The sequence below is a fragment of the Sorangium sp. So ce185 genome (assembly GCF_051526825.1).
In the GTDB taxonomy this organism is placed as follows: domain Bacteria; phylum Myxococcota_A; class Polyangia; order Polyangiales; family Polyangiaceae; genus Sorangium; species Sorangium cellulosum_D.
Map to the genome: position 1 here is coordinate 3,946,686 of NZ_CP150316.1, position 20,569 is coordinate 3,967,254.

Below are 20,569 nucleotides of genomic sequence, written 5' to 3' on the forward strand. Positions count from 1 at the left end.
CTGCCGCCGCGAGCTCACGCGCGGGCGCTCGCCCGCCGCCGCGAGCTCGCGCGCGGGCGCTCGCCGCGCGCGGCCCCTCGACCGCCCGCGGCGCGCGGCCCCACCACCGCCCCGCGCGCGGGCCGCCTCAGCGCGACGCGCGGAGCGCCTCGTCGATCATCTTCTGGTGCTCCGCCGGGTCCGCCCAGCGGGCGCGCCCCTCGGCCGGGAGCTGATCGATCGGATCGAAGTACGTGTACCGCTGCCCCGGCTTGACGCTCGGCGCCTCGAACACCGAGATCCCGGTCGTGCGGTCGTAGTGCTCGAACGAGTGCGCGTCGCGCTTGCCGCCGCCGCCGGGCGCGTCGACCACGAACGTCGGCGTGTTGAACCCGGCGGTCGAGCCGCGCACGTGCTTCTCGATCATGAGCCCGGTCGCGAGCGTGGTCCGGAGGTCCTCCACGCCGCGGACGAGATCGTGGATGTAGACGTAGTAGGGGTGCACGTGCAGGTGCCCCAGGCGCTTCACGAGCAGCTTCATCGTCTCGGGCGTGTCGTTCACCCCGCGCTGCAGCACCGACTGGTTCCTCACCGTGATCCCGCGCTCGAACAGCTTGTTCATCGCGTCGCGGGTGATGCCGGTGATCTCGTTCGGGTGGTTGAAGTGCGTGTGGATCACGACCTCCTTGTGCAGCTTCCGCCCGAGCTCCACCGTGCGCGTCACCGCGTCGATCCACTCGTCGTCGGTGAGGATCTTCTGCGGCATCACGGCCGGGCCCTTCGTGGCGAGGCGGATGCGCTGGATGTTCGGCATCCTGAGGAGCGTCTCGCCGATCGCGCTGATCTGCTCCGGCCGCAGGTTGTACGCGTCGCCGCCGGAGACGACGATGTCCTCCAGCTCCGGGCGCGACGCGATGTACGCGTACGCGCGCTTCCAGCGCTCCTCGTCGACCTTGAAGTGGGTCTTCTCGACCTCCTCCGTGTCGATGCCCACCGCGTAGCTGCGCGTGCAGAAGCGGCAGTACACGGGGCAGGTGTCGAGCGGGAGGAACAGCGCCTTGTCGGCGTACCGGTGCGTCAGCCCGGGGACCGGCGCGTCGGCGCGCTCGTGCAGCGAGTCGAGCCCGAGCTTCGGGTGATCCGGCAGGAAGCGCGAGGCCAGCGGGATGAACTGCGTCCGGAGCGGATCGCCGTACGGATCGTTCCAGTCGATCAGCGAGAGCATGTACGGCGAGACGCGGACGCTCATGGGCGCGTGCGCGAAGCCCTCGGTCGCGTCGCGGATGAAGTCGTCCGAAACGATCCCGCGCAGCGTGTCGAGCAGCTTGTCCGGGCGGGTGATCGACTTCTTCGCCTGCCACCGGTGATCCATGAACTGCTCGTCAGTCACCTCGGCGTAGGCCGGGATCCTCCGGAAGTCGGGCACCTCGGGCAGCTTCGTGTGCTGGAGCGACGCCGGGTCCACCGGCGGCTTGAGGGGCGCGATGTCGGGGCTTCGCTTGGTGAGTTCGATGAGGCTCGAGGTGGTCGTCATGTCGTGGACCCTTGCCCGCGCGGAGCAAAGAGAGCGTGATGGATGGCCGCCTGCCCGCACCTGCGCTTCCCGGGGCCTGCCCGGGGGCGGCTGCGGCAGCCGTTCCTGGGATCGTAGCATCGCGGTACCCCCGTCGGGGGCGGTGTGCGCTACGCCGTGCGGTCGAGCGCGCCTCCGGCTGGCGAGCGGAGGGGCGGCGCGGCGGGCGAGCCGATCAGGGCTCGATGGAGGCCACCGTGGTGTCCCGGGTGGTGCGGTAGCGCGCGTAGTAGGTCCGCACGCGCGTCACGTAAGCCTGGGTCTCCTCGTAGGGCGGGATGCCGCCGTACCGCATCACCGCCCCTTCGCCGGCGTTGTACCCGGCGATGGTGAGATCGAGATCTCCGTTGAAGAGGTTGGCCAGGATGCGCAGGTACCGCGTTCCTCCGAAGATGTTCTCCCGCGCGTCGAACGGGTCGCGCACCTGCATGCGGAGGGCGGTCTCGGGCATCAGCTGCATCAGCCCCTGGGCGCCGACCGGCGAGACCGCGCGCGGATCGTAGTCGCTCTCGCACTTGATGACCGCGCGGACGAGCTCCTCGGGGATCTGGTAGAGCGTCGCGGCCTGACGGATCCACGTGTCGTAGCGGCTGAAGCGCTCGAGGGATTTGTCGCTCGGGGCGACCGGGGCCACGCCGGGGCGGGTCCCGGGGCGGCGCCCGTCGCCCTTGATGTACACCTTGAACCGCGCGTCGCCGGCGGCGCGGTTCGAGAAGTGCACCGTTCCATCCGCGTCGGTGTACGTGAAGATATCGGCGAGCGCGCTGCCCGGGTGCAGCGCGAGGGCGGCCAGCCCGAGCGCGGCGACGAGGGCCCGCAGGGGCACGCGAACGGAGGAGCCGGAGGTCGACGGGACGGGCATTTCTCGGCTCAGCATAGGTTGGGATCGCCTGCTCGCGCAAACCGCACCGTGGCGGCGGAAAGGAACGTCGCGGAAAGGACGTCGCGGAAAGGACGTCGCGGAAAGGAACGTCGTGGAACGCCACGACGAACGCCGCGGCGGGCGGCGCCATTCCGAGGACGGCCGCGCGAGGCCGTCCACCGCGGGGGCGTCCGCGCGGAAGCTCGCTCTGGTGAGCACGTCCCGGGCGCTGTACTAAGGCGGGCGCCATGGAGATCGGCTGGCGACACGTGCTCGCGGGGGTTGCGGCCCTCTTCATCCTGTTCCTCGTCATCAAGATGCGCCCTGCCCGGCGGCGCCGGGACGCGCTGAGCGCCGAGGTCCAGGCCGCGCGGGAGCGCGCGCGGCGCGCCGCGACCCCGCGCGAGCGGGCCGAGGCGCTGTGCGACGCGGGCGTGCAGGCGATGCGCGGCGGCCGCCGCGTCACGGCCGCCGTGGGCTTCTTCGTGCGCGCGATGCGGGCCGACCCCGCCTCCGCCCGGGTCATCGAGCTCGCGAGCGGCGCGCTGGCCAGGCGCAGGCCCCGGCTCCTGGAGAAGATCCTATGGCGGCGGCTCGCGGTGCTTCCCTGGGAAGGCGAGCACCGCGACGCGGCGCGCGCGGCCGCCGTCGGGCTGGAGGCGCTGTACCGGCGCGAGATCCGGGACCGGAGCCGCGCCGAGATCATGCGCAAGCTGACCCGGACGCTCGGCTGAGCCGCCGCGCGAGGGCCGGCGGCGCCGGCCTCGCCGGCGTCACGTCCCCCAGAACGATCGCGGCAGCGCGCCGCGGTTCGACAGCGCGACGAGGTCCATGAGCAGCGCGATCGTGACGTGGACCAGGAAGCCCGAGTAGATGCTCTTCGTGCGCATCGCCAGCGAGCCGAGCGCGATCCCGGCGACCACGGCGCCGGCCGCCTCCAGGTACGGCTTGCCGAAATGGATCATGCAGTAGGGGACGACCATCGCGAAGATCGCGCCGGAGCCCAGGGTGTGGCGCAGGCCGGCGAGCCAGAAGCCGCGGAAGAAGATCTCCAGCGCGAAGAACTGGGCGAAGTACATCGCCTCCCAGGCGATGAGGTCGAACCAGGAGCGGGAGGACTGCTTGTAGAAGGGGTAGTAGCTCCCGAAGTCGGGCGCGCTCGCGACGATGAACACCGCCGGGACCACGACGGCGAGGCAGAGCAGGTAAATCCACGCGTGCTGCGCGAGCCCCCGGACGCGCAGCCCCATGTCGAGCAGGCTGTCCCTGGGGAAGCAGAGCTTCCACCCGACCATGGGGATGGCGACGTAGCCGAAGACGCGGGTGAACGACCACCACACGTAGCTGTAGAGCTCGTCGTAGCGGCGGAGCGAGATCGGCACGATCACCCCGGCCGGCGAGAGCGTCTGGGCGAGCTCGAGCTCGCGCAGCCACGGCCGGATGTGCTCGTCGTAGACCGCCCGGCCGCCGTAGTACTGCTGCAGCATGAGCACGACCGCGGTGATCGTGAACAGGACCGCGGGCCGGCGGTCGTAGCCCCCGGCGGCGAGGGTGCGCCGCTGGTGCTCGTGGGCCTCGACGTCGAGCTCCCGCCAGGTGCGCCGGAAGAAGAGCCAGAGGAGGGGCGCGAGCGCGATGAACGCGGCGACCGGGAACAGCGCCTTCAGCAGGGTGCTCGCCAGCGCCGACGACGGCTCGGCGAGGCGGGCGCTCGCGTCCGAGGGGGGCAGGAGCGGCCGGAGCCGGTCGACGTGCGCCACGAGCCAGCTCCCCAGGTTGAGCATCGGCGCGCCCTGTACCATGATCCGCGGCCCAGCACAGCGCCGACGCGCGGGCTCCGCCGCGTTCGCGCCCTCCGCCGCCGGCGCGGTCCCTCCGCCGCCGGCGCGGTCCTCCGCGGCGCGCCCTTGCGGTGACCCCGGCCGCTCTGCTAGATCGCGCTCCCTCTTCAATGCCGCGCGAGTCATCTCGCGCATTTCCGGCGCAGGCCCCGCCTGCCCGTGGGAGTCTCAGAATGGCCAGCAAAAATCCGCTTGCGATCGTGAAGGAGCGCTTCGGCGACAAGGCGAAGCTCGTCGAGGCCCTGAAAGGGCTCGCGAACGAGGACCTCTGGCTCGGGCGCGTCAGCACGGATCGGGGCGGTTCCAAGGGCCTGGAGCACGTGTCGAACGCCAAGCTCCTCCGCCTGCACGCGACGTTCAGCACGGTGAAGGAGAAGTTCGGGACGCGCGCGAAGCTCATCGACGAGACGCTGGCGGTCCTGAACCGGTCGAAGGACCAGGGCTACAGGAAGCGCCTCGAGGCGTACCCGGTGCCGCGCCTCTACGACCTCTACCAGTCGGCCTCGAAGCGGGCGAAGGCCGCCTCGGCCACCCCGAAGGCTCAGGCCTGAGCCGCCCGCTCGTCGAGCGCGCCGTCCATGCCGGACCGGACCGGGCTGCCCGCCCTTGAAGGTCCGGCGTTCCTATCGTAATTGAGCCGCGTCGCCAGCGCGCGGCGTCCAGCCGTCCAGCGTCGGACCGACGATCTGACGTCCCCTGATGAGCCTGAAGCCCCCCGTGGGCCCTCCCAGAAAGGTGGGTGTCGCCCGCCGCGAGCCCCGCCAAGGAGAACGACTGTGAGCAGCGCGCACGAGACCGAGACCGGCGTCTGGACGACGGAAGACGCCAAGTCGCTCTACATGATCGACCGCTGGGGTCGCGGCTATTTCGACGTGAGCCCGGACGGCAACCTCACCGTCGCCCCGCTCCAGGAGCGCGGCAGCAAGATCGCGATCCGCGACGTCGTGGACGCGGCGCTCGAGCAGGGGCTCCGCACGCCGCTCCTGATCCGCTTTCAGGACCTGCTCCACCACCGGGTGCGGTCGCTCAACGAGGCGTTCAACAAGGCGATCGCCGAGAGCAAGTTCCGCGGGACGTACCGCGGCGTGTTCCCGATCAAGGTGAACCAGCTCCGGGAGGTCGTGGAGGAGATCCTCGACGCGGGCAAGACCTACCACTACGGCGTCGAGGTCGGCTCCAAGCCCGAGGTCTTCGCGGGCCTGTCGGTCCACCACGACCCCGAGTCGCTGATCGTCTGCAACGGTTACAAGGATGAGAACTTCATCCGGACGGCGCTGATCGGGCGCAAGCTCGGCAAGAAGGTGATCCTCATCGCGGAGAAGCTCTCCGAGGTGCGGATGATCACCCGCGTCGCCAAGGACATGAACGTCGAGCCGATGATCGGCCTCCGGGTGCGGCTGCTCACCGAGGGCGCGGGCAAGTGGAAGACGTCCGGCGGCGAGAACGCGAAGTTCGGGCTCTCCACCGCCGAGATCCTCGCGGCGATCCGGATCATGGACGAGGCCGGGATGAGCTCCTCGTTCAAGCTCCTCCATTTCCACATCGGCTCGCAGGTGCCGGACATCCTGATCATCAAGCGCGCCGTGCGCGAGGCGACGCGCTACTACGCGAAGCTCCGCAAGATGGGGCAGCGCATCGAGTACATCGACGTCGGCGGCGGCCTCGCCATCGATTACGACGGCTCGCGCTCGACCTTCCACTCCTCGATGAACTACTCGGTCGAGGAGTACGCGCGCGACATCGTGCACAACATCGCGGACATCTGCGACGAGGAGCGGGTGCCTCACCCGAACATCGTCTCGGAGTCCGGCCGCGCGATCGTCGCGCACCACTCGGTGCTGGTCGTCCAGGCGTTCGGCTCGATCGAGAAGACGCCGATGTCGCCGATCGACATCCAGACCGAGGAGCACAAGCTCATCCAGAACCTCCTCTACATCAAGGACAACCTCTCCGGGCCGAACCTCGGCGAGTCGTGGCACGACCTGCTCCAGATCAAGGAGGAGGCGCAGAAGATGTTCGAGCTCGGCCTGCTCAACCTCGACGTGAAGGCCCGGGTCGAGATCCTCTTCTGGGAGATCGCCGAGGCGATGGAGAAGATCGCGTCGGAGCTCGACCCCGAGGAGGTGCCGGACGATCTCGGCGAGCTCCGCAAGCAGCTCGCCGACCAGTACATCTGCAACTTCTCGGTGTTCCAGTCGCTGCTCGATCACTGGGCGCTCGGCGCGCTCTTCCCGATCGTGCCGATCCACCGGCTGAACGAGCGCCCCGCGGCGGACAGCACGCTCGTCGACATCACCTGCGACTCCGACGGCAAGGTGAGCAAGTTCATCGATCTCAACGACGTGAAGGACACGCTCCCGCTGCACCCGATCGTGGGCGACCAGCCGTACTACGTCGGCATCTTCCTGACCGGCGCGTACCAGGACATCATGGGCGACATCCACAACCTCTTCGGCCGGGTCAACGAGGTGCACGTCTTCCTCGATGAGGACGAGGAGAGCGGGTACTACATCGAGGAGACGATCGCCGGGAACAAGATCCACGAGGTCCTGGCGCTGACCCAGTACGACAACCGCGATCTCGTCGGGAAGGTGAAGGCCCAGGTGGACGGCGCGATCAAGCAGGACCTCCTCAAGCCGACCGAGGGCATGCGGCTGCTCGCCGACTACGAGCGCGGGCTCAAGGATCAGACGTACCTGAGCCTCTGAGCCGCGCCGTGCTCTCCGAGACCACGGCGCCCGCGGGCCCGGCGTCGCTTTCGAGGCGCCGGCCCGGGTGGGTGCGCCAGGCGATGCTCGTCGCGCGGAAGGATCTCGCGATCGAGCTCGCCACCGGCGAGATCGTCACGACGAGCGGGTTCTTCGCGGTGCTCGTCGCCGTGATCGCGTCGCTCGCGTTCTACGCCGGGCAGGACGCGGCCGAGCGGGTCGCGCCCGGCGTGATCTGGGTGAGCGTGGCGTTCGCGTCGGTGCTCGCGCTGAGCCGCACGTGGCAGCGGGAGCGCGAGGACGGCGCGCTCTCGGGCCTGCTCGTCCTGCCGATCGCGAGGAGCGCCCTGTTCGCCGGCAAGGCGCTCGGGCTGTGCGTCTTCGTGATCGCGGTCGAGGCGATCATCATCCCGGCCGCGGCGCTCCTCTTCGCGGTGGACCTCGCGAAGACGGGCGCGGGGCTCGCGCTCTTCTGCCTCGCGGCGACGCCGGGCATCGCCGCGAGCGGCACCCTCTTCGGGGCCATGACCGTGCGCACGCGCGCCCGCGACCTCGTGCTCGCGAGCGTCCTCTTCCCGTTGCTCGCGCCCACCCTGCTCGCCGCGGTCGCGGGGACGCGGGAGCTCTTCGGCGGCGCGACGCTCGGCGAGCTCACCGATTACGTGGCGCTCATGGGCGTGTTCGACGTCGTGTTCATCGCGGGCGGGATCGGCCTCTTCGATCTGATCATCGAGGGCTGACCCGCCGCGCAGCTGGGCCGCGGCGCGACGGCGATCGCAGGCTCACGCGGCCGCGCCGCGCGCCGCGACCACGTCGTCGGCGAGCAGCGCCGCCGCCCGCGCGACGCCGTCGAGATCGAGCGCGGCGCCGGTGCACTCGCCGATCGCCCACACGCCGTCGCCGGCCCGGCCGCGCGCGTCGACCCGCACGGCGTACCCCGCGCGCGGGTCGACCTCGACGCGCGCGCCCGCCTGCGCGGCGACCTCGAACGACGGCGCGGCCGGCGCCTCGACGGCGAGCGCCACCACCTTGAGATCGCGCGTCGGGCTGCCTTGGGCGGAGGGCGCGCCGCGCACGGTCACGCTCTTCACCTGCGAGATCCCGTTCACCGCGGCGAGCGCGGCGAGCGGGATCCGCGCCGCGATCCGGTCGCCGAGGGCGTTCGCGAGCTCGTCGGCCCAGAAGCCCTCGCCCGCGATCGCGACGGGGCCAGTCGGCTCGACGCCGCAGGCGAGCAGCCGGCAGAGCGCGCGCGCCGAGAAGACCCCGGGCAGATCGTTGTTCGGGAACGCCGCGACGCCGTCGTGCGCCCCGGTGGCGAAGACCAGCGCGGGCGCCTCGATCACGGTCGCGCCCGCGTCGCCGGCGACCAGGAGCTCGCCGAGGTAGACGCCGGCGGCCACGTGCTCGCAGAGCACGCGCACCCCGTCGAGCGGGTGCCGCGCGAGGAGCTCCGCCGCCCGGCGCGGCGCCCCGGCGAGCGACCCGACGGGGGCGAGGCCGTCGTCGATCAGCGCGACGCGCAGGCCGCGCGCCGCGAGCGCCGAGGCCGCCGAGACGCCGGCGGGCCCGGCACCGATCACCGCCGCGTCCAGCTCGAGCCGCGCGGCGGGCTCCGGCGGGAGCGGCGCGCTCGGCAGCCGGCCGAGCCCCGCCAGCTTGCGCGCGATCGACTGCATGACCCCGGACAGCCCGGGGACGCCGGCCATCAGGTGGTGGTGGTCGATCCCCTGCGGGAAGAACCAGTCGGTCACCCGGAGCAGATCCGCCTCCCGCGAGCCGACCACGTTCTGCACCTCGATGCGCTCGCCGCCGGCGGCGGGCCGCAGGCAGGTCATCACGTTCGGCACCCCGTCGACCCGCGCCAGGCAGCCGTCGCAGCCGCCGCGCAGGCAGGTCGGCGCGCGCGGGCGGTGCAGCTTCGGGCTCCGCGCGAGCGTCACGCGCCCGGAGGCGAGCAGCGCCACGGCCAGGGGCTCTCCCCGCTCCGCCGGGACGTCCGCTCCGTCGAGGGTGATGGTGACCGGATCCCGGAGCGCGCGACCTCGCCGAAACATGGGCGGACGCTAGCAGACGCGCGCCGGGCGCGCGCGCCGCGGGCCAGGGAAAACGCGGGAGCGAAGCGGCAAGCGAGCGGCAGGGAAGCGGCAAGCAGACGGTAAGCAGACGGTAAGCAACGGCAGGGAAGCGGCAGGGAAGCGGCACGGAAAGCGCGCGGCGTCGCCGGCGCGAGCGCGCGGCGCGGAGAAGGTGCCCCCCGCTTCGCGCGCTGATCTATGCTGTGGCCGATGCGCCTCGGCGTCCTCGGCCCTGCACAGGGTGATCTGCCCGCGCTCGCTCGCGGCGCGCAGCACCTGCTCGACGAAGGCCACGCCGAGCGGGTCATCTACGTCGCCGAGGACGACGCGCTCGACCGGGTCGTCGAGGGCTGGGCGCAGAGCCTGGTCGGCGTGAACCCGACCGAGGGCGCCCTCTTCGATCGGGCCGCGCGCTGCGCCGCCGCGACGCCGGAGCAGATCGACGCGTTCGTGGCGTCCGAGCGGGCGCGGCTGCGCCTCAAGGTGCTGATGAGCCTCCCGCCGGGCCAGCGCACGATCGAGATCCTGGACGGGCGCGTCGCGCTGTTCGTGTTCGACAAGGCGGCGCTCGACGAGGAGGACATCGTCGCGGCGTCGCTCCTCGTCTTCGGCAAGAGCTCCGAGCCGCTCATCAAGAGGGTCGGCCCGCGGACGTTCTTCTCTCCCGGGCCGATCGGCTCCGAGGGCGGCCGGGCGCTCCTCGACGACGGGCAGGGCGGGGTGCGGATCGAGGTGATCAACGCGAGCGGCGCGGTGACCGCGCGCGAGGTCGTCGGCCCGCCCGCGGCCGGCCCCAAGCTGAGGGTTCAAGGTGGCTCGCACGGCTGAGGGCGCAACGGGCGCGACGGGCGGGCGTGCGCGCGGGTCAGCGTCAGAAGCGCGCCGCGTCGCGATCTTCGGCGGCAGCTTCAACCCGCCCCACGTGGCGCACGTGCTCGCGGCGACCTACGCGATCTCCGTCGCGCCGATCGACGAGGTGCTCGTCGTCCCCGTCTACCGCCACCCCTTCTCCAAGGAGCTCGCGCCGTTCGAGCATCGCCTGGCCATGTGCCAGCTCGCGCTCGGCTGGCTCCCGCGCGTGTCGGTCTCGGCGGTCGAGCGCGATCTCGGCGGCGAGAGCCTCACGCTGCGCACGCTCGAGCACCTCGCCGCGGCGCACCCCGGCTGGGCGATGCGCCTGCTCGTCGGCGCCGACGTGCTCCCGGATCTCCCGCGCTGGCACCGCTTCGATCGCATCGAGCAGCTCGCCCCGCCGATCGTCCTCGGCCGCTCCGGCTTCGCCGCGACCGCCGCGGAGGGCCTCGACGCGGCGGCGGACCCGCGCCCGCTCCTGCGCCCCGCGGACGTGCTCCTCCCGCAGATCTCGAGCAGCGAGATCCGCCGGGCGTTCGCCGCGGGCGATCTGGAGGCCGTCCGCCAGCGCGTGCCGCGCGCCGTGCTCGACTACGCGCTCGCGCACGGCCTATACGGGAGCGGCGCATGAACGAGATGGACAGCACACGCCCGTCGCCGATGCACCGGGACGACAGCGCCCTCCCGGAGGTGTTCATCTACGGCGCCGGCAAGGTGGGCCGCGGGCTCGCGCGCGCGAGCCGCGACGCGGGGCTGTCGGTCACGCTGCGGCCCGCGCGGGACGGGCTTCCGATGGATCGCATCGAGGCGGACCTCGTGATCCTCGCCGTGCGCGATGGGGCCATCGCGCCCGCGGCCGAGGCGATGCGCGACCTGCGGCTCGTCGGCCACCGGGACGTCGCGGTGGTGCACTGCGCCGGCGCGCTCGGCCCGGAGGCGCTCGCCGCGGTGCGGGGCCGCCGCGTCTCGGTCGCGCAGATGCACCCGATGATCTCGTTCGCCTCGCCCGCGTTCGTGCCCTTCCTCGAGCGCGGCCACCTCCACATCGACGGCGATCCCGCCGCCGTGCGCGCCGCGCGCGCGCTCGGCGTGCGCCTCGGGATGACGCCGCGCACGTTCTCCGACCTCGACCGCGTCGCCTACCACGCCGCCGCGGGCCTCGTGGCCAACGGCGCCGCGGCGCTCGCCGCCGCCGGGGTCGACCTGCTCGAGCGCGCCGGCGTCGAGCGAAAGACCGCCGCCGAGATGCTCGGCCCGCTGCTCCGCACGGTCGCGGACAACGTCGAGGTGCTCGGCGTACCCGAGGCGCTCACGGGGCCGGTCCGGCGCGGCGACGCGCCCGGCGTCGCGCGGCACCTCGAGACGCTCCGCCGGCTCGCGCCGCACCTCGTCCCGTTCTACGTCGCCGCCGCGGCCACGCAGCTCCCGCTGGCCCGCGCCCTGGGCGAAGCGCCTCCGGACGCGTTCGACGCGATCCAACAGGTCCTGGACGGAACCCGGTAGTCGCACTGAAATTTTCTATTGGTGCGGCAATTACTTATTGATGCTCGACGGCAGGATCCGTTGATGCGTGCTCCAGCCGAGAGGTACGCTTCCATTGCCTTGGGATCTGTCGCCGCAGCCTGCGTTCCTTTTGCCACCACGAGCGATGCCGGGGGTTTCCGGGCGCTCGATGAGCGCGTCCGTGAAGCCGCGTCGCGTGGGGTGCTCCACGTCCATGGACAGCGGCCGATCCTGGATGCGGTTTGCTCCCACCTCGCGCGTCGCGCTCGAGGCGTGGGGCGCTCGCTGATCTCGGCCGCGCACGCCGCGGGTCGGGATCCCTGGCGCGATCTCGCGCTGCGCTGCGGCGTCGCCTCCGCGGATCCGGTCGCGGTCGCGCAGGGCATCAGCGCCGCCGCGGAGGGCGCGATCCTCCTCGTCTCCGAGGGGGAGCCCACGAGCTGGGGGAGCCTCGTGCTGGAGGAGGTCTCCCGCCTCATCGCGGAAGGATCGAGCTCCGCGCTGGTCATCGTGTGCAGCGACGCGGCGAGGCGGCCGTGGACGAGCGCGATCGCGATCGACGGCGTCGCGTCGCCCGACGACCTGCACCGGTTCTGGGAGGCGTTCGCGGCGGAGGCGGAGCGCCGGGTCGTCGCGAAGCTCGACCGGCTGGACGCGCTCGAGGGCTGGTGCTCCGCGGTGCTGGCCGCGCCGGCCGAGCCGCGCCCCCTGCCGCAGCAGCCGAGCCTCGAGGCCAGGCGGCTGCTCGATCGGCTCGCACTGAGCCAGCGGCCCTGGCCGTCCGCGCAGCTCGTCCGGCTCGCGCCCCGGCGCGCGGAGCCGGGGCCCGGGGCCGCCGCGTGCCCCCTCGCCGGCGACGAGCTCGCGGGCCTCGGGCTGATCGAGGCCGACGAGCGCGGGTGGGTGACGGCGCGGCGCGCGGCCGCCGATCCGGCCGGCGCCGATCCCGGGGACGTGCTCGCGGTCGCGGAGGCGCTCGAGGAGCAGCCGTCCGACCCGTGGAGCCTCTCGCGCGCGAGCGAGCTCTTCGCCTCGCTGGGCCGGGCCGACCGCGCCGAGGCCGCGGCGACGCTCGCCATCTCCTCGGTCGGCGAGCCGTCGGCGCGCGCCGATTTCTGGCAGCGCTGGGCGCGATCGATGCGCGCGCTCTCCGGCTCGCCGCCCGGCGAGCGGCTGCTCCGGGCCGCGGAGCTCGCGCTCCGGCTCGGCGACGTCGAGTTCGCGCTCGACTTCTCCTCGGCGGCCCTGGGTGAGGGGGAGTCGTTCGCCGCGCTGCTCGTGCACGGCCGCGCGACGAGCGCGCGCGGCGACCTGACGACCGCCGCGATGGTGCTCTCGCGCGCGGCGGCCGCCGCGGCCACGCCCGCGGAGCGGGCGCGCGGCGCCGTGGAGGTGGCGGAGCTCTGCTGCAAGACGGGCGACCTCGCGGCGGCCAAGGCGCACGCGGAGGAGGGGCTCGCCGGCGCGGGCGAGATCGCGACGCGCCTCCAGGCGCGCAACATCCTCGGCAAGCTGCTCCTCACGCAGCAGGCCTGGTCCGAGGCGGAGCGGCACTTCGCGGCCGACGCGTGGGAGGCGGCGCGCGCCGGCGAGCACGTGAGCGAGCTGCGCGCCCGGCTGAACCGCGCCATCGCGCAGCTCTCCAGCGGCCGGCTCGACGAGGCGCGCGCGATGCTCTCGGCGGTGCTCGACGACGGCGAGCGGCGCGGCGAGCGCGCGGCGACCGGCTACGCGCTCACGAACCTCGCGGTCATCGCCCACCTGAAGCACGAGTACCCGGAGGCCTTGCGCCTCTTCGAGCGCGCGATCGGCATCTTCCGCAAGATCGGCGACAAGGTCGCGCTCGTGAACCTCATCGCGAACCTCGCGGAGCTCCGGCTCCAGCTCGGGCTGCTCGAGGAGGCCGAGCAGGCGCTCGCGTTCGCGCGCAAGGTCTCCGGCCCGGGCATCCCCGGCGTGTGGATCACGCACGTGGCCTACGTCGCGGCGCAGATCCACCTGGAGCGCGGCCGCACCCAGGAGGCCGGGGACGAGCTCCGCGCCGCCTTCACGTACGGCGCCGGCCCGAAGCTCGGCGAGTGCTACGCCGTGGCCGCGCGCATCGCGCTCGACGACGGCGACCTCCTGCTCGCCGCGCAGATGATCAAGGCAGCGCGCGCCGAGGCGAGGTCCGATCGGCACCTCGCCGAGGTCGCGCTCCTCGAGGCGCTCCGCGCGCGCGCCGCCGGCGAGCCGTTCGGGCAGCTCGCCGCCGAGGCGCTCGCGCTCTCGCGGAAGGACCACGGCCGCGAGCGCGCCCTGGAGGCGCACGTGCTGCTCCACCACGCCTCGGCGTCAGGGGATCGGCCGCCGCGCGCGCCCGACGACGACGCCGCGGCCACGCGGTCGCACCTCGAGGCGGCGATCCACCTCCGCGATCGCATCACCGCGTCGCTGCCTCCCGACATCGCGCGCAGGTTCCTCGCGCGCCGGCTCTTCGCGGCGCTCGGCCGGCTCGAGGCGTCGGCGCGCGTCGCCGCCGAGGCGGAGCCGAGGGGCTGCGAGCTGTGCGGATCGAGCGCGTGCGCCGGGTGCGCCCGGATCGCGGCGCGCGCGCACCGGCCGTCCACCGTGGTGCCCGCGATCAAGCGGCTGGTGGGGACGGCGCCGGCGCTGCTCAGCCTCCTCCACCAGGTCGAGAAGGTCGGCGCGAGCGACGCGACCGTGCTGATCCACGGCGAGAGCGGCACGGGGAAGGAGCTCGTCGCCGAGGCGATCCACGAGGCGAGCGGGCGGGGCGGGCCGCTGATCAAGGTGAACTGCGCCGCCCTGGTCGAGACGTTGCTGCTCTCGGAGCTGTTCGGGCACGAGAAGGGGGCGTTCACCGGGGCGGCGGCGCGCCGTCGCGGGCGGTTCGAGCTCGCCGAGGGGGGGACGCTCTTCCTCGACGAGATCGGCGACATCTCGCCGCGCACGCAGGTCGCGCTGCTCCGCGTCCTCCAGGACAGGACCTTCGAGCGGGTCGGGGGTGTCACCCCGCTGCGCGCCAACGTCCGGATCCTCTGCGCCACCCACCGCGATCTGCGCGCGATGGTCGCGCGCGGCGAGTTCCGGGAAGATCTCTACTATCGCCTCCGGCAGGTCGTCCTGGAGATCCCGGCGCTCCGCCAGCGGCCGCGCGACGTGCCGGCGATCGCCGCCGCGATCCTGGAGAGGATCGCCGCCGAGCGCGGCACGGCGCCGAAGCGCCTCTCCGGCAGGGCCATCTCGGCCCTCTCGCGGCACGCCTGGCCGGGCAACGTGCGCGAGCTCGAGAACGCCTTGCGCGCCGCGGCGATCTTCGCGGACGGCGAGGTGATCGAGCTCGAGGACTTCACGGCGAACGTCGAGGGGCTGCGGGACCTCGAGGCCCTGGAACCGGCGAGCGCTCCGATGACACCGAGGGCTGGCATGCTGCCTGCTATCCCTGCCGTCGAGCCGTCGAGCGGCCCTCGCTCTTCCGCGCCCGAGCGGGCGGAGCCTGAGTCTCACCCCCCGTCGGCGCCCGTGGCCCCGTCGTCGCCCGTCGCCCCGTCGGCGCCCGTGGCCCCGTCGTCGCCCGTCGACCGCACGCCGCTGGAGCTCGCGTACGCGCATGTCCGAGGAGGGGTCAGCCTGAGCGACATGAAGCGCGAGATCGAGCGCGAGTGCATCGCCCGGGCGCTCGACGAAAGTCGCGGGAATATCACGCGCGCCGCGGTGCTCTTGGGTATGAAGAGACCACGTCTTTCGCAGCTTGTGAAACAGTATGGCTTTGGCGGGACGTCGGAGGATTGAAGTGATGCGACCTTGCAGGAGGGGTTGGCTGTCCGGGGGCCTCGCGCTTGCGCTGTCGGTCCCTGCGCTGCTCACGGGGTGCGCGTTCGCGCCCGGGGAGCGCGACGAGCAGGCAGACGACGCGTGGAGCGAGCTCGAGCCGACGAGCTCCGACGAGGCGCTCGTCTCGGAGACAGGCGGCGAGGACGTCGAGCGCGACGTCGCCGCCCCCGCCGCCGACCGCGCGGAGCTGCCGCGGCTCCGGCTGCGCGAGGCCTCGCCTCCGGCCGCCGGCGACGAGGGATCGAGGACGCGGACGTACGTGCGATCGCGGGACACGCAGATGCCGGAGCCGCTCCCGTGGCACCCTAAGGGCAGCAGCGACGGCGACGGGACGCGCTGAGCTGCAGGCCACCGCCGGCCCTGTGCGGCCGCGCCCGGCGCCCTGGCGCGCTCGTCCACGAGCGCCCCGGCTCGTTTTGGGGTTGCCGCGCGGCTCGCTGCGGTAGCCTTCGCGCGTGGCGCCGCTCGGGATCGATCTCCGCACACGGACGACCCTGGTCTGCGGGGCCCTGGCCCTCGCCATCGCGGCCTCGACGCTGCTGCGGGGGCGCGTCCGGCGCGTGCACCTCTTCTTCGCCGCCTTCGCCGCCGACGTCGGGCTCTGGTACCTCTCCCAGTCGCTCTTCGGCTTCTTCCAGGCCTCCATCTGGGAGCGCTTCACGGCCATCCTCGCCGTGCTGCTCCCGCAGTTCGCGCTGCACCTCTTCGAGGCGATGATCCCCCACGACGGGGATCGCCGCTCGCGCCTGCTCCGGTTCGCGGGGGTGCTCGCCATCCCGCTGTTCGTCCTCGTGCTGGTGAGCCGGGAGCCGGGCTCGTGGCTCGACTGGCTCACGCGCGGCTGCATCTTCCTCTACGTCTTCGCGCTGCTCACCGCGGGGCTGTACACGCTCGGCCAGCGCGGCAAGCAGAGCTCCTCGCGCGCGACGCAGCGGCGCGTGCGGTTCCTCGTGGTGATCGGCGCGCTCGCCGCGCTCGCCAGCGTCGCCGACTTCGCCTGGTTCCTCGGCGCGGAGCCGCCGCCCGTCGGCGCGGCGCTCTCGATCGTGTTCCTGTTCGTGCTCGCCCAGGCGCTGCGGCACGAGCGCCTCCTCGACGCTTACGAGATGCTCGCGCGCCTGCTCGTCGCCACGGCGGTCGCGTTCCTCATCGCGCTGATCTTCTATCTCCTGCTCACGTTCATCGGCGGCTTCAACACGATGTACCTGAACGCCGTGCTCGCCGCGATCGTGATCCTGGTGCTCTTCGATCCGCTGCGGGAGCGCGTCGAGGAGCAGCTCCAGCGCCTCTTCTTGCGGGAGCGGTTCGATCTCGATCGCTCGCTCGCGGACGCCCGGCGGCGCCTCGTGCACACGCTCGAGGTGGAGGAGATGGGCTCGATCGTGATGAGCGCGCTCGAGCAGTCGCGCCGGGTCACCGCGGCGGCGCTGTACCTGCGCGATCAGGACGGGACCGGCTTCGATCGGCTCGCGTCGCTCGGGCCGCGCGTCCCCGAGCGGATCGAGGTGGCGACGGCGCGGGCGCTGCTCGATCGCCTCGATCGCGGGCCGCTCGCGATGGAGGAGCTCGAGCGCGAGGCGCGCGAGCGGCGGGCGCGCCGGAGCCGCAGCGACGCGGGCGACGACGGCAACTTCGCGCGGCGGACGGAGGTGCGGCCGCAGGTCCCCGAGGACGCGGTGCTCGCGGCGGCCGAGGTGCTCGGCAGCCTCTGCTCGGGCGTGGTGCTGTGCGCGCGGGACGAGCAAGGCGAGCCGATCGGGCTGCTCGTCGTGGCGGACACGCGCGTGCGCGACGCGTTCTCGCCCGAGGAGCTCACCCTGCTCGAGACGCTCGCCGCGCAGATCGGCGTCGTCCTGGAGAACTCGCGCCTCTACGCGCAGATGAAGGAGCGTGACCGGCTCGCGCTCCTCGGCCAGATGGCGGCCGGGCTCGCGCACGAGATCCGGAACCCGCTCGGGGCGATCAAGGGGGCGGCGCAGCTGCTCGCCGACCCCGTGCCGGAGGCGCAGATAGATCCGGCGTCGCGCGAGTTCATCGGGATCATCCTCGAGGAGGTCGATCGGCTCGACCGCGTCGTGGGCTCGGTGCTCGATCTCGCGCGGCCGGCGCAGGGCTCGGTCGTCCCGACCGACGTGAACGCGATCGTGCGCCGCACCCTGCAGGTGCTCTCGATCGAGCGCAGGAATGACCAGCTCGAGGTCGAGGTCACGCTCGACCCCGATCTCCCCCGGGTCGCCATCGATCCCGAGCAGCTGCGGCAGGTGCTGATGAACCTGTTCCGCAACGCGGTCCAGGCCATGAAAGGCCGGGGCAAGGTGGTGATCTCCACGCGCGTCCGCTTCGGCCGCGGCACGCGGCCGGGCTCCGGCTCGGACGAGCCGTTCGTCGAGCTCAACGTCACCGACAACGGCCCGGGGATCTCGCAGAAGGTGCTCGCGAACATCTTCCTGCCGTTCTTCACCACGAAGGACAAGGGGACGGGGCTCGGGCTGTCGATCAGCCAGCGCATCGCGCAGAGCGCCGGCGGCCGCATCGAGGTCCGCTCGTACGAAGGGAAGGGGAGCACCTTCGCCGTGATCCTCCCGGCCGCCGTCGACAAGCTGGGCGCGGCGCCGTCCGCGCCGTCGCCGGCGGCGCTCCCGGCGGCCGAGCCGGCGCCTCAGGATCGGCCGGGCTGAAGCCTCCGCGACTGCCGGCGGCGCAGCGGCGCTCCCGACGAGCGCCGCTGCGGCGCGCGCGCTCGCCGCGCCGCGCCGCGCCGCGCCGCGCGATCAGCCGTAGCGCGACGCCATGAGCGCCGCGAGCGCGGGGCGCTCGCGCACGAGCGCGAGCGTGTGGTCGGCGTGGCCGTGCGCGTAGCCGTTGCCGATGTAGAGGTCCACGTCCTTGCCGATCCCCTCGGCCCCGAGGGCGGCGGCGGTGAAGCTCGTGCTCATCGCGAAGAAGTACGCCTTGCCGCGGTCGCGCGTGGCGACGATCGCGCTGAGCTCCACCCCGGGGACGTTCACGCACGAGAGCGTGAGGTCGGCGCCCGCGCCGCCCGTGAGCGGGAGCACGGCGTCGCGCACCGCGATGGGATCGCGCGCGTCGGCGACCGCGACGTGGTCGCAGAGCCCGAGCGCGCGCAGATCGGCGGCGAACTCGGCCGATGCCTCGATCCCGATCACGCGCCCGCCGGGGCCGATGCGCCGCCGCGCCTCGGCCGCGCAGAGGAGGCCCGACTTCCCGCCCGCGCCGAGCACCGCCACGGTGTCGCCCGGGCCGGCGAGGCGCGCCACCTGGGGCGCCGCGCCCGCGACGTCGAGCAGCGCGAGGGCGAGCCGCTCGGGCATGTCGGTCGGCATCCGCGCGAGCGGCGCCGACGCGAAGACGATCGCGGTGCCCTCGACGTCGAGCTGCGCGGACGCGGGGCGCACGGCGACGACCCGGCGGAGCGAGAGCGGCGTCAGCGACAGCGAGGCGAGCGTCGCGACGCGATCGCCGACGGCGACGCCGCGGTGCTCCGCCAGCGAGCCGACCCGGCGCACGACGCCGAGCAGCATGCCGCCCGAGCCGGTGACCGGGTTGTGCTGCTTGCCCCGGCGCGCGACGGTCTCGAGGACGAGCCGCGCCACGCCGTCCGAGCTGCCGCCGGAGGCCTCTTCCATCTGGCGGAAGCTCGCGGCGTCGATGTTCAGCGTCTGCACCTCGACGACGATCTCGGTCTCGAAGCTGCGCGAGGCGTCAGCGTCCAGCCGCGCTGCGGGCTGCGGCAGGGCCCCCGGTGGATCGAGCACGCGGTGCGTGCCCAGCGGATCGCCTGCGGCGAGGGTGCGTTGCGTCGCTTCGGAGGAGCTCACGCCGAGGCCGTTCAACATGCCGCGCCCGAAAGCAAGGGCAATGAGCCGGAGCGGCGGCGGTCTGCATCGCTGAGGCGGCCCGGCGCGCCGCCCGGAGGGGCCCGGAGCCGGCCGCCCGGCCGGCGCCGATCGGCATTTTCCCCGCGGATTGGACGCACTTGCGCCGACCGGAGGGCGGCGTCAGGGAAGGGCTAGAGGAAGGGGGTGGGGGACGGGAACGAGGGGCGAGGGCGGGGCGCGGCGCGCTGCGTCAGGACGAACGAGCCAACTCATTTGAAAGAACCGCCCGGATCTCTTGACCAGCTTTGCTCGGTGAAACTAGACTTTGCCCCCTGCTGGCGCTCGCGTAGCGCTCGAAGGTTTTTACTCCCTGCGATGGATAACCACGCTCCCAAGGTGTCGGCAACGCGGCAACTGGCGTTGCGCTTCATCTCCGGGAAGTACCAAGGCGGCGAATTCCCCCTCGGGGAGCAGCAGGAGATCGTCGTGGGTCGCTCCAGCGACCTCGACATGGTCCTCGTCGAGGACATGGTCTCCCGGCGCCACGCCCGGATTGCCTGTACCGAACAGCAGATCGTGATCGAGGATCTCGGCTCGACGAACGGCACGTTCGTCAACGGCGAGAAGATCAAGAAGACGACCCTGAAGGAGGGTGACCGGGTGCTCATCGGCACCAGCATCCTCAAGGTCGTCTCCACCGATCCGAGCGCGCCCCCGGCGCGCCGCCGGATGGACGAGCCCTCGCTCAGGAGCGGTCAGACCCGGTCGATGTCCGGGTCGATCGACGAGATCCCGCTCCCCGATCTGCTTCAGCTCTTCGGCACATCGAAGAAGAGCGGAGTCCTCGTCGTCCGTTCCGACGACGACGTCGGCAAGATCTACCTGCGCAAGGGCATCGTGACCTTTGCGACGATCAACGATCTGACCGACGTCCCGCCGCTCAAGAGCGTCTACCGGATCCTCACGTGGGCCGGCGGGACGTTCGACCTGGAGCCGGCGGAGGAGCGGGTCATGACCGGCGAGATCAGCGCGACGGTGCAGGAGCTCCTCATGGAGGGGCTCCGGCAGATCGACGAGCTGAACAACATCCGCCACCAGCTCCCGGACCTGTCGGCGCGCCTGGTCATCCCCCAGCCGCTCAAGCCGTCGCTCCGCGATCTCTCGCCCGTCGATCTGGACGTCCTCCAGGTCGTCTACAACCACGGGCACCTCGCGATGGTCCTCAACAAGAGCCCCGCGACGGATCTGGAGACCGCGCAGTCCGTGCTGAAGATGATCAACGCGGGCTACCTCCGCGTCGAGTGAGCCGGGCCCACGCGCGAGGCGCCGCGAGGCCGCGTGATGCGGCTCGATCGCTCGGCGTCCGCGCGCCCTACCCGGGCTGACGGCGGGCGAGCGCGCTCAACCCGCTGCCACGGGAGACGGGCGCGCGGACAGGCGCAGGCCGGGGCGCGCTCGATGCGCGCCGCGCCACGTCCCGGCGCCGCGCCCCCGAGG

The 20,569-nt window shown here is 72.8% G+C and carries 16 protein-coding genes; 11 read left to right on the forward strand and 5 right to left on the reverse strand.

From position 1 onward, the window contains the following. Positions 1 to 127: 127 nt before the first annotated feature. Together WMF26_RS14665 and WMF26_RS14670 are read right to left on the reverse strand one after the other, a co-directional pair. Complete coding sequence (locus WMF26_RS14665; RefSeq protein WP_437337651.1) at positions 128 to 1,513, reverse strand: KamA family radical SAM protein; 1,386 nt, start codon at positions 1,511 to 1,513, stop codon at positions 128 to 130. Between the two features lie 214 nt (positions 1,514 to 1,727). After that, positions 1,728 to 2,429 carry a lytic transglycosylase domain-containing protein gene (locus WMF26_RS14670; RefSeq protein ID WP_438000838.1) on the reverse strand — a complete coding sequence of 234 codons (702 nt, stop codon included), beginning with the start codon at positions 2,427 to 2,429 and terminating at the stop codon, positions 1,728 to 1,730. Between the two features lie 233 nt (positions 2,430 to 2,662). Here WMF26_RS14670 and WMF26_RS14675 point away from each other — a divergent pair, with 233 nt between their 5' ends. After that, positions 2,663 to 3,148, forward strand: a complete 486-nt coding sequence (locus WMF26_RS14675) for a hypothetical protein (protein WP_437319901.1) — start codon at positions 2,663 to 2,665, stop codon at positions 3,146 to 3,148. Between the two features lie 39 nt (positions 3,149 to 3,187). On the opposite strand, the gene WMF26_RS14680 is transcribed toward WMF26_RS14675, so the two are convergent. Further along, complete coding sequence (locus tag WMF26_RS14680) at positions 3,188 to 4,216, reverse strand: CPBP family glutamic-type intramembrane protease (RefSeq protein WP_438000839.1); 1,029 nt, start codon at positions 4,214 to 4,216, stop codon at positions 3,188 to 3,190. A 212-nt stretch (positions 4,217 to 4,428) separates the two neighbouring features. On the opposite strand from WMF26_RS14680, the gene WMF26_RS14685 reads away from it, so the two are divergent. The 3 genes from WMF26_RS14685 to WMF26_RS14695 all read left to right on the forward strand — a co-directional run bounded on the left by WMF26_RS14685 (position 4,429) and on the right by WMF26_RS14695 (position 7,703). Then, positions 4,429 to 4,806, forward strand: a complete 378-nt coding sequence (locus tag WMF26_RS14685) for a hypothetical protein (protein ID WP_020734915.1) — start codon at positions 4,429 to 4,431, stop codon at positions 4,804 to 4,806. Between the two features lie 225 nt (positions 4,807 to 5,031). Next, on the forward strand, positions 5,032 to 6,963 hold the full coding sequence (gene speA, locus WMF26_RS14690) for a biosynthetic arginine decarboxylase (RefSeq protein ID WP_437946805.1): 1,932 nt from the start codon (positions 5,032 to 5,034) through the stop codon (positions 6,961 to 6,963). Positions 6,964 to 6,971: 8 nt separating this feature from the next. Then, positions 6,972 to 7,703 carry a heme exporter protein CcmB gene (locus WMF26_RS14695; protein WP_437614013.1) on the forward strand — a complete coding sequence of 244 codons (732 nt, stop codon included), beginning with the start codon at positions 6,972 to 6,974 and terminating at the stop codon, positions 7,701 to 7,703. Between the two features lie 42 nt (positions 7,704 to 7,745). Here WMF26_RS14695 and WMF26_RS14700 read toward each other — a convergent pair whose 3' ends face one another. Next, positions 7,746 to 9,020: a 2Fe-2S iron-sulfur cluster-binding protein gene (locus WMF26_RS14700; protein ID WP_438000840.1), complete on the reverse strand. Its 1,275-nt coding sequence runs from the start codon at positions 9,018 to 9,020 to the stop codon at positions 7,746 to 7,748. 231 nt (positions 9,021 to 9,251) lie between these two features. Here WMF26_RS14700 and WMF26_RS14705 point away from each other — a divergent pair, with 231 nt between their 5' ends. The 6 genes from WMF26_RS14705 to WMF26_RS14730 all read left to right on the forward strand — a co-directional run bounded on the left by WMF26_RS14705 (position 9,252) and on the right by WMF26_RS14730 (position 17,911). Continuing rightward, the gene (locus tag WMF26_RS14705; RefSeq protein ID WP_438000841.1) at positions 9,252 to 9,869 is read left to right on the forward strand and encodes a hypothetical protein; all 618 of its coding nucleotides are present in this window, start codon (positions 9,252 to 9,254) and stop codon (positions 9,867 to 9,869) included. Continuing rightward, positions 9,853 to 10,524, forward strand: coding sequence for a nicotinate (nicotinamide) nucleotide adenylyltransferase (gene nadD, locus WMF26_RS14710; protein ID WP_438000842.1), 672 nt, complete (start codon positions 9,853 to 9,855; stop codon positions 10,522 to 10,524). Before WMF26_RS14705 ends, nadD begins: the two co-directional genes overlap by 17 nt. After that, the gene (locus WMF26_RS14715) at positions 10,521 to 11,396 is read left to right on the forward strand and encodes a DUF2520 domain-containing protein (RefSeq protein ID WP_438000843.1); all 876 of its coding nucleotides are present in this window, start codon (positions 10,521 to 10,523) and stop codon (positions 11,394 to 11,396) included. Before nadD ends, WMF26_RS14715 begins: the two co-directional genes overlap by 4 nt. A gap of 273 nt (positions 11,397 to 11,669) precedes the next feature. Continuing rightward, positions 11,670 to 15,191, forward strand: coding sequence for a sigma 54-interacting transcriptional regulator (locus WMF26_RS14720; RefSeq protein ID WP_438000844.1), 3,522 nt, complete (start codon positions 11,670 to 11,672; stop codon positions 15,189 to 15,191). 4 nt (positions 15,192 to 15,195) lie between these two features. Beyond that, complete coding sequence (locus tag WMF26_RS14725; RefSeq protein WP_438000845.1) at positions 15,196 to 15,573, forward strand: hypothetical protein; 378 nt, start codon at positions 15,196 to 15,198, stop codon at positions 15,571 to 15,573. A 115-nt stretch (positions 15,574 to 15,688) separates the two neighbouring features. Further along, positions 15,689 to 17,911, forward strand: coding sequence for an ATP-binding protein (locus tag WMF26_RS14730; protein WP_438000846.1), 2,223 nt, complete (start codon positions 15,689 to 15,691; stop codon positions 17,909 to 17,911). 93 nt (positions 17,912 to 18,004) lie between these two features. Here the strand turns inward: WMF26_RS14730 and WMF26_RS14735 are convergent, their stop codons facing one another. Further along, on the reverse strand, positions 18,005 to 19,072 hold the full coding sequence (locus tag WMF26_RS14735) for an L-erythro-3,5-diaminohexanoate dehydrogenase (protein WP_438000847.1): 1,068 nt from the start codon (positions 19,070 to 19,072) through the stop codon (positions 18,005 to 18,007). A gap of 312 nt (positions 19,073 to 19,384) precedes the next feature. Between WMF26_RS14735 and WMF26_RS14740 the strand changes: the two genes are divergently transcribed. Continuing rightward, the gene (locus WMF26_RS14740; protein ID WP_020734926.1) at positions 19,385 to 20,377 is read left to right on the forward strand and encodes a DUF4388 domain-containing protein; all 993 of its coding nucleotides are present in this window, start codon (positions 19,385 to 19,387) and stop codon (positions 20,375 to 20,377) included. Positions 20,378 to 20,569: the final 192 nt, after the last annotated feature.

Coding starts and splice junctions, on each gene's coding strand:
- WMF26_RS14715 (WP_438000843.1), top strand. CDS start 10,521: ATGAACGAGATGGACAGCACACGCCCGTCGCCGATGCACCGGGACGAC.
- WMF26_RS14670 (WP_438000838.1), bottom strand. CDS start 2,429: ATGCTGAGCCGAGAAATGCCCGTCCCGTCGACCTCCGGCTCCTCCGTT.
- WMF26_RS14680 (WP_438000839.1), bottom strand. CDS start 4,216: ATGGTACAGGGCGCGCCGATGCTCAACCTGGGGAGCTGGCTCGTGGCG.
- WMF26_RS14675 (WP_437319901.1), top strand. CDS start 2,663: ATGGAGATCGGCTGGCGACACGTGCTCGCGGGGGTTGCGGCCCTCTTC.
- WMF26_RS14665 (WP_437337651.1), bottom strand. CDS start 1,513: ATGACGACCACCTCGAGCCTCATCGAACTCACCAAGCGAAGCCCCGAC.
- WMF26_RS14700 (WP_438000840.1), bottom strand. CDS start 9,020: ATGTTTCGGCGAGGTCGCGCGCTCCGGGATCCGGTCACCATCACCCTC.
- WMF26_RS14705 (WP_438000841.1), top strand. CDS start 9,252: ATGCGCCTCGGCGTCCTCGGCCCTGCACAGGGTGATCTGCCCGCGCTC.
- WMF26_RS14685 (WP_020734915.1), top strand. CDS start 4,429: ATGGCCAGCAAAAATCCGCTTGCGATCGTGAAGGAGCGCTTCGGCGAC.
- WMF26_RS14725 (WP_438000845.1), top strand. CDS start 15,196: ATGCGACCTTGCAGGAGGGGTTGGCTGTCCGGGGGCCTCGCGCTTGCG.